Below are 14570 nucleotides of genomic sequence, written 5' to 3'. Positions count from 1 at the left end.
CGTGGCTGACTAAAACTTCTCCGGGATGAATTTGAACGGATGCTTCGACTCGACGTAGCTCTTGTCCTTTTGCCGTTTCGGCAACTTGATCTTCTCGCGCGGCACGTCCCGATACTCGACTTGGCTCAGCAGATGGCTGATGACGTTGAGCCGAGCCCGCTTCTTGTCGTCGCTGCGGACGACGTACCACGGCGCCCATGCGGAGTCGGTCGCTGCGAACATCGCGTCGCGAGCGCGGGAATAGTCGTACCAACGACCGTACGACTTGAGATCCATCGGCGAGAGCTTCCAGATCTTGCGACCGTCGTGGATTCGACCCTCGATGCGGCGCGTCTGCTCTTCCGGGCTCACCTCGAGCCAGTATTTCAATAAGAGCACGCCCGAATCGACGATCGCTTTCTCGACGCCCGGCACCGCATTCAGAAATCCGTCGACTTGCTCTTCGGGGCAGAAGCCCATCACGCGCTCGACGCCGGCTCGGTTGTACCAACTGCGATCGAAGATCGTGATCTCGCCGGCGGCCGGCAGCAGCGGCACATAGCGCTGCAAATACATCTGCGACTTCTCGCGCTCGGTCGGCGGCGGAAGCGCATAGACGCGAAACACGCGCGGGCTCACGCGCTCGGTGAGAGCCTTGATCGTCCCCCCCTTGCCTGCCCCGTCGCGTCCCTCGAAAACAATGCAGATCTTCAGGCCACGGTGCTTCGTCCACTCCTGCAGCTTGACGAGCTCGACATGCAGCTTTTCCAGCTCGCGATCGTAATCCTTACGCTTGAGCTTTTCCTGGGTGGGTTCGACATCCGTGTGCTTATCGGCGCGGCCCATTACTTCTTGCCGCCGCGGGCGACGAACTCATCGCGGGTCTTTTCGGAGATGAAGTGGTAGGTCACGCCGTCTTGTAGGTGCGTCGCCGCGGCTGCGAACTTCGGCAACGACGTGCCGGAGATCGGATCGGTCACCATGTGGTCTTTGAGATAGTACTGATTGTGCTGCATCGCGAGATACGACTTCACGAAATCGACGATGCGGTCATCGATCCATTTGCCGACCGAGGCCGCGTCGATGTTGTCGAGCGGAGCCTCAAATTGCGCGTGCCGCGGAAACTCCATCAAGATCGGCAAGATCTCCAGGTCGTATTGCAACACGAGCTTGCGGACGTCGGGATCGGTCGAGGCCGAGAACGCCAGCTTTACGGCAGCCAATGGTGATTTGAAGTCGAGCGTCACATGCCGCTCGCCGCGCACCACGCTCGGCGACACCTTCACTTCGTCGCCGAATTTCTTCGCCAGCGTTTCCAACCGCGGACGCCAGACGTCTTGCAGGCGTTCGCAGGTCTTAAGGAACGTCTTGAATCGCTCCTGGCGACCTTCATAGGCCGCCAAGGCTTCGTTTTGCAAATGCTTGACACGCTGCTCGCTGGCGGAGAATTCCGAATCGATCCGCGCGACGAGATCGTCGATGTTTGCCATGTTGATGTTCCTTTGAATTGCACCGTCTGGATGCTGTTGATATCGCAAGTTGCCGAGGGATTTGCAACTATTTTCCGGCAAATTCATCAACGCCTAACGACTCACGCCGCGGCCGGCAGAATAGCACCCAAAATAACATTTCGGGTGTTCGGCCGCAGCATGGCAGTTCGTTTGTCGGGTGAGTACGATGAACTTTCCAGCAGCATGTCTTTTACAACCTTGAGGTTCATCGCTATGTCTCGCTCCGTCATCACATGCGCCTGCATCCTCTTGTGTGCCGCGACGGTATCACCCCTGACCGCGCTGGGAGCCGAACCGAGCGGGCCGCCGCCGAAAGAGGGTCGCATTCACAATCTCGATGCGAAACCGTTTTCGTTTCGGCTCGCGCGCCGCAGCGGTGCGACTTGGACCGAGGCGCTCATCTTGGCCCCCGGCGAGACTTACACTCTCAGAACCGACACGGCCGATGGTCTCGAAGGAATCACCGGCGACGGAAAAGGACACGTGACGATCGACTACCCCGAACTCGGCGGCCGGATTCGGTTGCAGTTGCCGGTGCTGAATCAAACGAACCAAGCCTACATGCCGAACTGGTATCACATGCGCGACTCGAACGGTTTCAGTCGGCTTGTGCAGGCCGAAAGCAAAGAGGCGGCCGAAGCGCGACGAAAGGACTTGCTCGCCGAACCACCGCTCACGCCTGCCGAGCTCACCGCCGTCAAACGAACGTTGCGGGCAAACTTCATGCTGTATGACAAATAAGAAATCCGGCCTGCATTGCTGCGTTCCAAGGGGCAGTCTACGGACCGCGCACAATCTCGAACGCCTGTCCCCCAAGCTCTCACCTAGCAGGCAACTCACCTATGACGACCCTTTTCCGGCTCGATCGTTCGCTGATCGCAACGATTGCGTTTCTGCTCTGGTCGTCGTCGCTTTCGGCTGCCGACTTCGCGTTTCGTAGCGGTGATGAGCTGATCGTACAGATCCCGCAGTTGGATCAACTGCGGCAAGTGCATAAGAAACTGAACGGGACCATCCGGCTGAACGGTGCCGGCGGCGAGAAAATCTTTAAAGTGAATCTTGCCGATCGGCTGCTCCCCGAGGCGTTGGTGATCGACGTCCGGGGCTACGGCGCATGCGCGAGCGTTGCGCTTGAAGTGAAAAACGGCGAGGGAAATCCGGTGCTCTCGGAGCGCGTCGATCCGGTCCCCGTCGTGACGACTCCCGGCACGTTGCCGATGCCGAGCGGCCGGTTCGCTGCGATCGAATCCGGCTCGCAGCTCGAGCCTGCGGCAACGCCCCGCATCGCGCTTCCCGATGTGGCCGCGTTCCGAATGCAAAAACTCGTCGATCCTGCTCGCACCGTAACCAGCGGCGAGATCACGTATCCCGTCATCACCGATGTCGACCTGCCCGGCAGCGGATCCGTCAACGCCGTGATCGTCTCGCGGCAAAGCTTCGCTCCCGACGATGCGACGAAGTGCAGCTTGTACTTCTCCTACCGCAAGCCGCTGTTCGACGAAGCTTCTACGAAGCTCAAGGAATGGCGCAAGATGCTCGTCGAAGTGCCGCTCGATCGGGCCTGGCTCGACAAGCAGGGAGACGAAGTCATCACGCTCCCGCTCGATAAGTTCGCGATCCATACGACCGAAGAGCGCGAGTTGCACAACAAGCGCTGGAACGCACCCGAGGGATACAACATGCTCGGCGGCTCTTCGACCGGCCTGTATCAAGGAGGGCAGACCGTTGAAGTCGACGACCAAGGGCGCATCTACATTACGAACGTTCCGGATGGAGCGGGGATCGTGCGGTTCAATCCTCACACCGGCAAGTTCGAGCAGCCGCCCGTAAGCTTTGGAGCCGGGGCGCACAAGTTTCTGCCGACCGACGCCGGTTGGAATCGCACCTGGGATGCCGATCTCGGCCAGGTCGTTTGCACGCGCGGCCGAGTCTATATCGTGTTCGACCGCAACTATCGGGTGAACACGCCGAACGGCAACTTTGAAACCTGCAACGGCGTCGTCTCCGTGCCGCAGGAAAACTGGCACGATGCGGAAGCGTTTCGCCGCGACATTCGCCTGCATGCCGCCTGTTGGCCTCAGGCGCAGTTTCCGATGTATGCCGACGAGGTGAAGGTCGGAGCTATGCGACGAGTCGGCCCTCCGACTGCGACCAAGCACGGTCTCACATTCGGCACCTTCCGCCTCGACTTGGATGCGGCCGGCAACACCGAGCGGCTCGCCGTCATCAAGACGATCGAAGACAAGGTGGATGCGGCCGGCAAGCCGTTGCCTCCGACCGAAGCCGAAACGATCAAAGGCTTGCAACGGCAACGCTTCATCAACGTCGGCGGAGCAGGTCGACAGTTCGTGCGCCAGCAATACGGCGAGTTCGCCATCTCGCGGGCCGCGCTCGCGCTCACGATGCCCGACGCTCCGGCCGAGCGAATCGCCGGCCCCGATGGTCGCTATCTCTCGACCTTCGCCGGTGCGCCGACCGGAGAGCTGACGATTCGCTTCGATATCACGACGAAGCTCAAGAGCGATCCGCAACGCTACGGCACGGTCGCGGCCTCGATGTCGGGCGTCTCGCAAGGGCCGGCCTATGCGGTGATTCCCATACCGGGCGAAGCCGATCAAGCGATCGGCGTCTGCGAGTACAACTACTTCTTCTCGAAGCTCGACTTCTCGCGCCGCGCCGCCGATCGAAAGGTCTACAAATCTTATCTCACGCAAACGGTCGACGGTCGGAAGACCGGCTTTCCCGTGGGAGTCGGCCTGGGGCCGTACAACGCGACCTGGGTCGAGCACGACGACGCGTCGTGGCTCTATATGATGGGCTACACCGGCATGGCGCGGCTCAAGTATGCCGAGGCCGGCCGGCCGGTCGACGCGTACGCGGTCGAAAGTTTTCACGCCAAGCTTTCCCCCAAGCCGATCGACGGCGTCGCACGAGACAACGTCAAGGACTTCTTGCACATTTTCCCGACGACCGATGGACGCCTCATCGACATCGGCCGCGGACGACCCGCTCGCGGCGGCGGCGCTCGTTCGGCCGGCTTAGAACTGTTCGACCCGCGCACTTTGGGCACGAGTCGCACGGCGGTGGAGATGAACCGCTGCTTCGGTCTCTACACGCCCGTGAGCCGCGTAATGTTCTCGACTTCGGGAGCGGCGCCGCGACAAGAAATTTTCGTCGCCGGCGGCAATATTCGGCCCGAGTACGTCGCAGACATCGAAGATCCGACACAGCGTCCCAAAAACCAAGACCCTAAGATCTTCGTCTACGATTGCGCGTCGGGCGGGGATCTTCGCGACCTTTACGGCTTCTCGCTGCCTGCGCTTCCCGAAGGTCAGGATGCATCGAGCAACATCGTGTTTTCTCCCTGTCGGCAATTCCTCGTGGCGATGCAAGGGGGCGGGACCGTGTTGACCTATAGCGTTGCCCAGCGACGTTTCGTCGACGGCATCCGGCTTCGCAATTCCGCGGATCAACCGATCGTGCCGCTCAGCTACGGACTCCCCAGCGCGTGGATCTGGAGCGCGCCGAACGGCCGGATCTTTTTCCAGACGGCGCTCGACGGCGAACTATCGAAGAGCGTGAACTTCTACGAGGTGCGGATCGCGCGCGACGGCCGCATCGCGGTCGTGCCGCACTTGGCCGTGGCCTTGGAAACGGGAGGCCGCGGCGCGCGCGACTTCGACCATATCGTCCGCTGCTTCCTACCCGACCTGAAGAAACAAGACGGCTCCTACGACTTCGTCCTCGGCAGCGAACGAGAAAACGGCGGCCAACCGCTGGTGCGCGTGATCGACGACTTCGTTCTGCCGCTCAAATAAGACATCACGTCGGCAGCGCGTCCGTTCGCAATCGATCACGGCTTAGACGAGCTCTTTCACCACGCCGGTCGCGAGGCCTCCTTGGAAGTCCTCGGGCACGGGCATGCCCACTCGTTCGACGACCGTTTGCCAAACATTCGCCACCGGCACGTCCTTCTGCACCAGATGCCCTTGGTGCTTGACTCCGAGAGCGCTGCCGCCGCAGAGCACGAGTGGTAGCATCTTCGAATCATGCGCGTTCGGGCCGCCGTTGGTCGTCGCCCAAGCGGCCATCGTGTTGTCGAGGAGCGTGCCGGCCCCTTCCTTCACGCTCTTGAGCTTGCCGAGGAAGTGGGCCCATTCGGCGAAGTAGAGCGCGTCGAGAGTGCGCCACTGTTCGATCTTGTCGTCTTCCTGCGCGTTGTGCGTGATAGTGTGCAGGTCCCACTTGCTCTTCGTGAGATAGCCGTAGCAGCGGGCTTCGTCTCCTTCGGAGCGAGGAATATGACTCACGGCGCGCGTGCTGTCGGTCTGGAAGGCGAGCGCGATCATGTCGAACATGAGCCGCGTGTATTCCGAGTAGCCACGGCCGTCGCTCGCGATTCGGTCGCGCGGCGAGCCGGCACCGAAGTCGGGACGAGCGACCTTCGGCTTCGGGCGGTCGATCCAATCTCCCTCGACCTTGATCCGATCTTCGAGGTCGCGAATCGACGTGAAGTATTGATCGAGCCGTTCGCGGTCGGCCGTCCCGACTTGTCGCTGGAGCGCCTTGGCTTGATCCTTGATCGAGTCGAGCAGGCTCGAGCGCTGCGCCATCGCTTGCTTGGCCGCCGCGAGGGTCTTGTGGTCTTCGCTGCCGAAGAGCTTTTCGAAGAGCACCTCGGGCCGATTCTCCGGCGTGATCGGCGTGTGGTTCTTACTCCACGAGAGGGTCGACGGGAACGGCCCGCCGAAGCCGGTCTCGCGCGCCGTGCCGAGCACGAGCGACGGGAATCGCGTTGCGCCGCCGTGATGCACGGCCAGCTGTTGATCGACCGACATCAAGGTCTTGGCGTTGCGCGTGGTGTTCAAGCCGGTGAGCAAGCAACTGCAAGAGCCGTGGCCGCCGGTGTACGAGGTCAGGCCCGTCAGCACGGTCAGGTCGTTCTTAAACGGCGCGAGCGGTGCGAGCGACGGCGTGAGCGTGTAGTTCTTGCCGGTATCGGCGGGCGTGAAGCCGGTGATCTCGACTCCGAGCCCCCAATAGGTGAACATCGCGCGGCGCGGAATCTCGCTCTCGGCCATCGAGCCGGCGTTGGCGAGCGTTTTCGCATTCAGGCTCATCGCTTCCAGCCAAGGGAGCGCGATCGAAGCGCCGAGCCCTTTCAAGACGGTGCGTCGCGACATCAGCCAACGGTGGCGTTGAATATTCATGAGATGCTCGGAAGCTCTGCGTTAAGTTGAATCACTTACGGTATGAGAATGACGAATGTCGAAATCCGAATGACGAAAGAATGACGAAGCACAAAGGACGAATGGCGACCGTTGGACTTCGACTAAGTTCATTTCGAGCTACGACATTCGTGCTTCTTTCGTCATTCGGATTTCGACGTTCGTCATGATCGTTTACTTGGTTCGGAAAAACTCACTAGCTACGGTTGCCTGGATGATCTCTTGTAATCGGTATTCATGGCTCGCGGCGTGAGCCGTGATTTGCTCGACCGTAAGGTGATCGCCGTAGCCGATCGGACGGCCGAGCGCATAACAGAGCAGCTTCTCCGTAAAACCCTTTACGAAAGTCTGTTTTTCGGCCACGAGCGCGGCTTTGAACTCCTGCAAGGTTTTGAACTCGGTCCCGTCGGGGAGCTTGCCGCTCACGTCGAGCGGCGGCGAGTATTTATCGCCGCGCATCCCTTCGCCGTTTTGGCGATCGCGCCACATGCCGATCGCATCGTAATTCTCCAGCGCCATGCCGAAGGGATCGACCCGAGCGTGGCAGCTGGCGCAGTTTTCCGATTGCCGATGCATGTCGAGACGAGCCCGCACGGTGAGCTTCTTCTCCTTGCTCGCCGGCAAGTCGCCCGCATTCGGCGGCGGAGGAGGAACCGGTTGGTTCCACAACGTATCGAGCACCCACGTCGCCCGACGAACCGGCAGCGTGCGGGTTCCATCGGCGAGATACGTGAGAATGCCGGACATTCCCAACACTCCGCCGCGCGTGCCGTCGGCCGGCGCGGCGACACGGCGAAATCGTTCTCCTTCGACGCCGTCGAGTCCGTAATGCTTGGCGAGGCGCTCGTTGACGACGACGAAGTCGCTGTCGAGGAACGTGGTGATCGGCAAGTCGTGCTTCAGGACTTCCTGGAAGAACTCCAACGGCTCGCGCTTCGAGCTGTCGCGCAAAGTGTCGTCGTATTGCTTATAGAAATCGCGGTTCGGAGGAGTACCGTTGTCGAAATCGCGCACGGCGAGCCATTGGCCCGCAAAGCTGCGAACGAACTCCCAGGCCTTCGGGTCGGCGATCATCCGCTTCACCTGCGCGCGGAGCACTTGCGGGTCGCGCAGCTTGTCGTCGGCCGCTAGGCGTTGCAGTTCTTCGTCGGGCCCGCTGCTCCATAGCAAGTACGAAAGGCGGCTAGCGAGTTGCAAGCTATCGACCGGTTGCGGCCCCGTCGCTACTTTTGTTACTAGCCCTTTCGTCGCCGGCTCGGTCGTCGCCACTTCGGTCGTCGGCTGCGCTTCGCTACCGAGGTACAGGAACTTCGGCGAACAGAGGACGTTCTTCACTCCCTCACGCACGGCTTTCTGCAACGTCAGCCCCCGATCGGCCTGTGCTTGAACGGTCCAATTCACCACACGGTCCAACTCTGCGGTCGTCACGGCGCGGCGATAGGCGAGGGGCAAAAACTTCGCGAAAATCTCGCGCAGATAAGCTTCGTCGCTCCGTTCTTCCCCCGCGAAGAAGAGCCTTTGTCGGGCTTGCGGCGGCCACTCGACGAGCGGCCCTTCCCATTCCATTTTACCGAGCCAAAGCCGCGGGCGTTTGGCGATGTCGAGCTTCGGGTTGTAAATCCATTGCGGCCCGGGAAAAGTTTTTCGGCCCTCCGTCGCCTTCGCGATGGTTTCTTCGAGCTTCTTTTTCAAGAGCTCGATCTCCGCCTCGGGCTTCTTCTCCGCTTTGGCTCGCGCGATCTCCCCGCCGACGGTCACCTGCTTCCACTGCACGTCGCGATAGGCGGGATTCTCGATGACCGCTTCCTTCCGTTCTCCGAAGTCCCAACTGACACGGAACTGCCGGTTCATCTTCGGCGGCCCGACTTGGCAATACATCAGGAACTCGTACTCGCGCGGCGCGTCGAGCGGTGCGTCGATCACCTGAGTTTGAACCACCTCGATAGGACTGGCCTCGCCGTACTTCACCGTCAGCCGGACGTCTTTCTGCAGCTCTTCTTCGGTGCCGTTGAAGGCGCCGGCCTGAACGCGGAAGCGATACCAGCCGTCGCGCGTCACTCCCTTGTTCCCCCAATCGACGGGATAGAACCGGCTCGACCCGAGGTACTCGACGCCGTCGTTCTTGAGTTCCCAATCGTAGACGCCGTGCGGCACGTAACGGCGATTCTTCGAGCCCCATTGCTCGAAGCCTTCCAGCGGAATCCAGCTAAGAGGTTCTTTGAGTTTCGCGATGACGTTCGGCACGCTCGTTTCGATGAACGCCCCTTTGTCGTCCTTATAGGCGGTCTGCAAGCCATGGACGTAGCGCTCGGCCTTGCCGTCGTAGCTGAGCTTCACGACCTTCGGCTGCTCATGGAACACGGCTTCGTCGAGAATTAAGTCGGCGACCGCCATGTATTGGGCGAGTTGACCTTCGTCCATGAACAGGCTCGCTGCGCCCCGATCGAAGCCGCCGACCTTACCGTCGGCCGGTAGTTCCTTTTCGATCCGCCGAGCAAAGTTTTCTTCCAGCGCGAACAGGTCGCGAACCGTGTTGGCATACTCGACCCGATTGAGCCGGCGCATCGGCACGCGACCGCCGGCCCCTTGCGAAGCCTTGGTCGTTTCCGCGAGCCTTTCGGCAACCCACGACGCGACGGCGAACGCTTCCTTTGCGTCCGGCCGAGGCGACTGCTTCGGCGGCATCCGACCCGAATTGATGTGGTGCATCACCTCGTTCCAGAGGCCCGCCGTGTTGCCCGCCGTGAAGTCGGCCCCGAGCGTATCGATCCGAAACCCGGCCCGAGCCGAGGTCGCGTCATGACACTCAAGACAATGCGCTTCGATGAACGAGCGGACATGCGGCGGCAACTCGGCAGCGCGAGACGGTGCGGAGAAGGACGTCAACGCGATGCTTATCGCTACGATGCTAATCACCGCCGAAAGCGCGATCTTCGATAAGCTGGATTTCACGTGAGTCATCAATGGATTCAGGCCGTCGTCTAAGGCACATTCGGTCAAACAGAGCCTCACTATTCTATCATTCCGTCGCGCTCGACGCCTCGGCCGCAGTGAACGCAACAGATTGAACGCAACAGCGTTACATAAACCCGCATGGACTCCCTAGCCTCGAGCCGACGCAGAGATTATTCGTCGTCGTATTCAGCAATGAAGCGGATCAATACCGGCGACAAATCGCGTAAGGCATTGTCGTGAATGCACTTATGCAATCTCACCTGAGCATGCATTGCTCAGCCGTTAGCGAAGAGCGCGATTCCACCGTAACAGTGCTTTAGTATCGGCCAAGGTAATAGAGTAAAGTGAAGGCTACCGCCTTCGTGCGCACTGCTCCCGCCCCGCCAATCTCGTTCGTATCCTTAGTCGGCTTACGTTCTTTCCTGCCTCTGCAATCTTTGCCTCAACCTCGGCCCTCGCCGGCGAGTCGTGATCCGTTATGAACCATGTCTTCGGAATTGCTCGTCGTTCAGGTGTGTTCGTCGCGGGCTTAGCGCTCGCGGGGCTGCTGATGTCCGGCTCGGCCGGTTATGCCCAAGAACTGCATAAGCAGATCGACAAGCTCATGACGGACGGGGCGAAAGGGGCTGCGATCGCTCCCGTTGCCGACGACGCTACCTTCGTTCGGCGCGTCTATCTCGATCTGGCGGGCCGGATCCCCTCGAAGGATGAAACGAAAACTTTCTTGGCCGACAAAGCTTCCGATAAGCGAGCCAAGTTGGTCGACACGCTGCTGACGGGCAAAGAGTATCCGACTCGGATGCAAAGCCTGTTCAACGCGATGCTCATGGAGCGGCGCGGTGAGAATCCGGAGTGGTCGAAGTTTCTCGAAGCGGCGTTCGCGGCCAACGAGCCTTGGGACAAGCTGGCGCAGCGGATCCTTGATCCCGATGCAAGCCGAGACGTTGATCGCGGCGCGGCGTTCTTCTATACGAAGCGGCTCGACAAAGTCGGCCAGCAAGAAACCGACTATCCCGGCCTGACACGCGACGTCGGCCGGCTGTTTTTGGGAATGGATCTGCAATGCGCTCAGTGCCACAACCATCTCTTCATCGAGCACTATAAGCAGCAAGATTTCCAAGGGCTCTACACGGTTTATCAGAACACGTTCATTCGGAGCGACGTGAAGTTTCCGGCGATCGGTGAGAAGCCGATGGCGAAGAAGATCGATTTCATGTCGGTCTTCGATAAGATCCCGCTCACGACCGGCCCGCGCATTCCGGGGGGCAAGGAAATCGCGATTCCGACCTTCGAGAAGGATAAGGAATACCTCGTCCCGCCGGATCGGAAAACGAATTTCCCGGGCGAGCCCCGCTTCAGCGCGCTCGAAGCCGTGGCGCGTGAGTTGGCCGTGCCGAGCAATCAGCCGTTCGTCGACAATATCGTGAATCGGCTCTGGTTCGTGATGATGGGGCGAGGGCTCGTCATGCCGCTCGATCAATACCACTTCGGCAATCCACCGACGCATCCGGAAGTGATGAAACTGCTCCGCGAGCAGTTCGTCGCTCACAAATGCGACATGAAGTGGCTCCTGCGCGAACTAGCTCTGACCGACACCTATCAACGCTCCACGCTTCTCACATCGGAGAGCGAGGCACCGGCTCCCGAGACGTATCGCATCGGAAACGAGAAGCGGCTTTCGGCCGAGCAGATCATGACGAGCGTCATCGTCGCCACCGGAGCGAACGTCGCTCAACTCAGTGCTAAGGCGGCTGCGGCAGGCGCCAAGCCGGCGGTAGCAGGTGCTAAGCCGGCCGCGGCCGAAGCTCCTTCGGCGGCAGCGGCGAACGAAAAATTGCGCGCCATTTTCGTGAAGGCCTTCGCCAACCCTCCGCAAGATCCCGAGGTCGATTTCGCGCCGTCGCTGAAGTCGGCCCTCTTCGTGCTTAATAGCGAAGTCTTGCTGACTTGCCTTACGCCCGAAGCGGGGAACTTAGTCGATCGTCTGACGAAGCTCTCGGACCCTGCTGCGATCAGCGACGAGCTTTACCTCTGCATCCTCACACGTACGCCGACCGACGACGAGCGCCAAGCCGTAGCCGACTATCTCACGAAGAACGCCGCCCGGCGACCCGCCGCGCTGACGAACCTGGCTTGGTCCTTGCTCGCCAGCACCGAGTTTTGCTTGAACCATTGATGTCGCGTGCGGTTGTCGCAACGCGATATGTCCCGCTCATGAATCGATTCGCCGAGTTTATTTTTCTCCGAGTGCATCATGAATTCGAAGTCGCTCTGTAAGCCGTGGGAACACCAACTCTCGCGCCGCCAATGGCTCGCCGGCGCCGCAGGTTCCGCCGCGGGTGCGTGGGGATTCAGCAACTCCACTAGCCCGGCTCTGGCGGCCGACTTGAAGAAGAAGCACAAGCAAGTCTTGTTCATCTGGCTCGACGGGGGCATCAGCCAGCTGGAAAGCTGGGATCCGAAACCGAACACCGAGTTCGGCGGCCCGTTCCGCGCGATTCCCACCTCGGTGCCGGGGATTCATGTCTCCGAACTCTGCCGCCACTCCGCCAAGCAGATGCACCACCTGGCGCTGGTCCGGAGCCTCTGCACGCAAGACGACGCCCACTCGTCGGGCGTCGATCGCATTCAGCGCGGCGATCCGAAGAACCGCGGCGTCGTCTATCCGTTTTTCGGTTCGGCCGTGACGAACTTGCTCGGCCCCAACGGGAGCGGCCTGCCGCCGTATGTGTGGATCAAGCCGATGAGCGGCGGGTTCATTTATAAAGACGCCGGCTTCTTAGGTCCGCAATACGGCGCGCTGGCTTTCGGGGACGGCAAAGCGCCGGAAAACCTGCTCAAGCACCCCGCGATTTCCGACGACGACATGCTCGCACGCACGCAACTGCGAGCCGCGGCCGATGCCCGCTACGCCAAGTCGCATCGCTCGGGCCCCACCGAAGCGAACTCGTTCGTCTACGACATGGGCATGGAGCTGATGAAGCGGCAATCGCTGTTCGACATGTCGAAGTTCTCGGCGCGCGACGTCGAACGCTACGGCACGCACGATCTCGGCCGGCACATGCTCTTGGCCCGCCGGATGCTCGAAGAAGGGGTGACCTTCGTGAAGGTGAACTCCTACGGTTGGGACTCGCACGGCGACAACTTCAACGGCAGCTTGAGCCTCGTTCCTAAGTTCGATCAACCGTTCGCGGCGATGATCGAAGACCTTGCCGAACGGGGCATGCTCGACGACGTGCTCGTCGTCGCGATGTCGGAGTTCGGCCGTACGCCGCGCGTCAACGGCCACGTCGGGCGCGATCACTGGCCCGAAGCTTGGTCGCTCGTCATGGCGGGCTCGGGCATCAAGCGCGGCGTCGCGGTGGGCAACACCAACGACAACGGCACCTACGTCGCGAGCGATCCCTACGACATCGGGCACATGTTCCACACGTGGTTCACCGCGCTCGGCATCGACCCGAAGAAAACCGAATACGACAACCACGGCCAGCCGTTGCCGATCGCCCACGACGATTGTCGCCCGGTCAAAGAAGTGTTGGCTTAAGTAACGAAACCCAGCGACTCAGCATCCGCAACTTCCCGCCGCAGCCGGCCGCGCGGCATCCACAGACGAGAGACATCTCGGAGAGCACGATCATGGCTAACGACCCGACGCCGATAAAACCAGCCGAGCCGACGCCGTTCTTGGCGATTAAGAACGACCGTCAGCTGTCGACGATTCGTTTCAGCCCTTGCGGCAAGGTGCTCGTCGGTGCCGGGCGCGATGCCGTGATCCGGCTCTGGAGCGTCGATAAGATCGATCCGCCGCCGAAGGCCGAGCCAGCCGACGCGCTCAGCTCCGCCGATGCCAAAGCGAAAGCGAAGAAGCCCGCCCCGAAACCGGCGCAGGCCAAGCATCCCGAACCGTCCGAGCATGCTGCGACGCTCCTCAAGGGGCACGATGGTTGGGTAACGAGCTTAGGGTTTCACCCCAACGAGGCGAAGTTCTTCTCGACCGATTCGTGGGGGCAGCTGATCGGCTGGTCGTACACGGCCGAAGGGGCGAAGCCGGCCTGGAACGTGAAGACCGCGCACGACGGCTGGATCCGCCAACTGGCCGTCAGCCCCGACGGCAAGCAACTGGCTACCTGCGGCGTCGATCAAAAGGTCTGCCTCTGGTCGACGGCCGACGGCAAGAAGCTCGGCGAGTTGCTCGGTCACGGCGAAGACGTTTATTCGGTCGCTTACCATCCGGACGGTAAGTCGCTGGTCTCCGGCGATCTGAAAGGAACCGTCAAGGTTTGGGACTTGGCCGCCGGTAAGTCGTCGCGACAGTTCGACGCCAAGATTCTCTACATGCTGTCGATGATCCAAGATGTCGGCGGCGCGCGCACGTTGGCATTCGACGCCGCGGGTAAGAAGCTCGCCGTCGGCGGCGGACAGCCCGAGAGCGGCGGCTTCGTCACCGGCACGCCGGTGGTCTACGTGTTCGATTGGGCCTCGGGCAAGGAGCTTCAACAACTCAAGCTCGGCGAGAAGACCGACGTCTACGTTCACGAGCTGACCTTGCACCGCGACGGCTATTGGATCGGCGTTTGCGGCGGACAAGCGGGCAAAGGAAAGTTCTTCTTCCTCCGACCGGGCGAAGCCGCGCCGTTCTTCACGTTTCCCGGGTATGCGAACTGCTACTCGGTGTCGATCCATCCCGATGCGGCTCGCTTCGCCGTGATCTCGAACGCCGGCACGTTCGGGCAACAAAAGAGCCAAGCCCGCCAAGGGATCTATCCGGGCAACACCTCGCCCGTGAACCTTTGGAAGTTTCCGCCGAAGGCGAGCGTGTAACCGGCTGCCGCGAGTCGTTACACTAAGTCCGGCCGAGCGACCTGCTTCATTGAGTGTGCCGCTCCGCGCGCATATT

9 protein-coding genes are annotated in these 14570 nt (G+C 61.0%); 5 read left to right on the top strand and 4 right to left on the bottom strand.

Features of this window, described 5'->3' with window-relative positions:
* Positions 1 to 9: 9 nt before the first annotated feature.
* On the bottom strand, positions 10 to 825 hold the full coding sequence (ppk2, locus tag K8U03_25030; GenBank protein ID MCE9608162.1) for a polyphosphate kinase 2: 816 nt from the start codon (positions 823 to 825) through the stop codon (positions 10 to 12).
* Positions 825 to 1469 carry a hypothetical protein gene (locus K8U03_25025; GenBank protein ID MCE9608161.1) on the bottom strand — a complete coding sequence of 215 codons (645 nt, stop codon included), beginning with the start codon at positions 1467 to 1469 and terminating at the stop codon, positions 825 to 827. Before K8U03_25025 ends, ppk2 begins: the two co-directional genes overlap by 1 nt.
* A gap of 234 nt (positions 1470 to 1703) precedes the next feature.
* On the opposite strand from K8U03_25025, the gene K8U03_25020 reads away from it, so the two are divergent.
* The gene (locus K8U03_25020; protein ID MCE9608160.1) at positions 1704 to 2231 is read left to right on the top strand and encodes a hypothetical protein; all 528 of its coding nucleotides are present in this window, start codon (positions 1704 to 1706) and stop codon (positions 2229 to 2231) included.
* A gap of 101 nt (positions 2232 to 2332) precedes the next feature.
* Entirely contained in the window at positions 2333 to 5308 is a 2976-nt protein-coding gene (locus K8U03_25015) for a hypothetical protein (GenBank protein MCE9608159.1), read from the top strand.
* A 42-nt stretch (positions 5309 to 5350) separates the two neighbouring features.
* Here the strand turns inward: K8U03_25015 and K8U03_25010 are convergent, their stop codons facing one another.
* Both K8U03_25010 and K8U03_25005 read right to left on the bottom strand, forming a co-directional pair.
* Positions 5351 to 6700, bottom strand: a complete 1350-nt coding sequence (locus K8U03_25010) for a DUF1552 domain-containing protein (GenBank protein MCE9608158.1) — start codon at positions 6698 to 6700, stop codon at positions 5351 to 5353.
* A 192-nt stretch (positions 6701 to 6892) separates the two neighbouring features.
* The gene (locus K8U03_25005) at positions 6893 to 9604 is read right to left on the bottom strand and encodes a DUF1592 domain-containing protein (GenBank protein MCE9608157.1); all 2712 of its coding nucleotides are present in this window, start codon (positions 9602 to 9604) and stop codon (positions 6893 to 6895) included.
* Positions 9605 to 10151: 547 nt separating this feature from the next.
* Here K8U03_25005 and K8U03_25000 point away from each other — a divergent pair.
* The 3 genes from K8U03_25000 (at position 10152) to K8U03_24990 (ending at position 14494) form a co-directional block, all read left to right on the top strand.
* Positions 10152 to 11849 carry a DUF1549 and DUF1553 domain-containing protein gene (locus K8U03_25000; GenBank protein MCE9608156.1) on the top strand — a complete coding sequence of 566 codons (1698 nt, stop codon included), beginning with the start codon at positions 10152 to 10154 and terminating at the stop codon, positions 11847 to 11849.
* 78 nt (positions 11850 to 11927) lie between these two features.
* Positions 11928 to 13217 (top strand): DUF1501 domain-containing protein, encoded by a 1290-nt coding sequence (locus K8U03_24995; GenBank protein ID MCE9608155.1) that lies wholly within the window; start codon positions 11928 to 11930, stop codon positions 13215 to 13217.
* A gap of 92 nt (positions 13218 to 13309) precedes the next feature.
* A complete protein-coding gene (locus K8U03_24990) occupies positions 13310 to 14494 on the top strand; it encodes a hypothetical protein (protein MCE9608154.1) in 1185 nt (394 codons plus the stop codon).
* Positions 14495 to 14570 lie beyond the last annotated feature (76 nt).

The organism is Planctomycetia bacterium, from assembly GCA_021413845.1.
Taxonomy (GTDB): Bacteria; Planctomycetota; Planctomycetia; order Pirellulales; family PNKZ01; genus PNKZ01.
Note: the sequence above shows the minus strand (reverse complement) of the source record. Positions and strands in the feature narration are given on the sequence as shown.

What these genes read in the sequence shown, in the direction of transcription:
- K8U03_25025 (MCE9608161.1), bottom strand. Translation starts at nt 1,469, where the DNA reads ATGGCAAACATCGACGATCTCGTCGCGCGGATCGATTCGGAATTCTCC.
- K8U03_25015 (MCE9608159.1), top strand. Translation starts at nt 2,333, where the DNA reads ATGACGACCCTTTTCCGGCTCGATCGTTCGCTGATCGCAACGATTGCG.
- ppk2 (MCE9608162.1), bottom strand. Translation starts at nt 825, where the DNA reads ATGGGCCGCGCCGATAAGCACACGGATGTCGAACCCACCCAGGAAAAG.
- K8U03_24990 (MCE9608154.1), top strand. Translation starts at nt 13,310, where the DNA reads ATGGCTAACGACCCGACGCCGATAAAACCAGCCGAGCCGACGCCGTTC.
- K8U03_25000 (MCE9608156.1), top strand. Translation starts at nt 10,152, where the DNA reads ATGAACCATGTCTTCGGAATTGCTCGTCGTTCAGGTGTGTTCGTCGCG.
- K8U03_24995 (MCE9608155.1), top strand. Translation starts at nt 11,928, where the DNA reads ATGAATTCGAAGTCGCTCTGTAAGCCGTGGGAACACCAACTCTCGCGC.
- K8U03_25010 (MCE9608158.1), bottom strand. Translation starts at nt 6,700, where the DNA reads ATGAATATTCAACGCCACCGTTGGCTGATGTCGCGACGCACCGTCTTG.
- K8U03_25020 (MCE9608160.1), top strand. Translation starts at nt 1,704, where the DNA reads ATGTCTCGCTCCGTCATCACATGCGCCTGCATCCTCTTGTGTGCCGCG.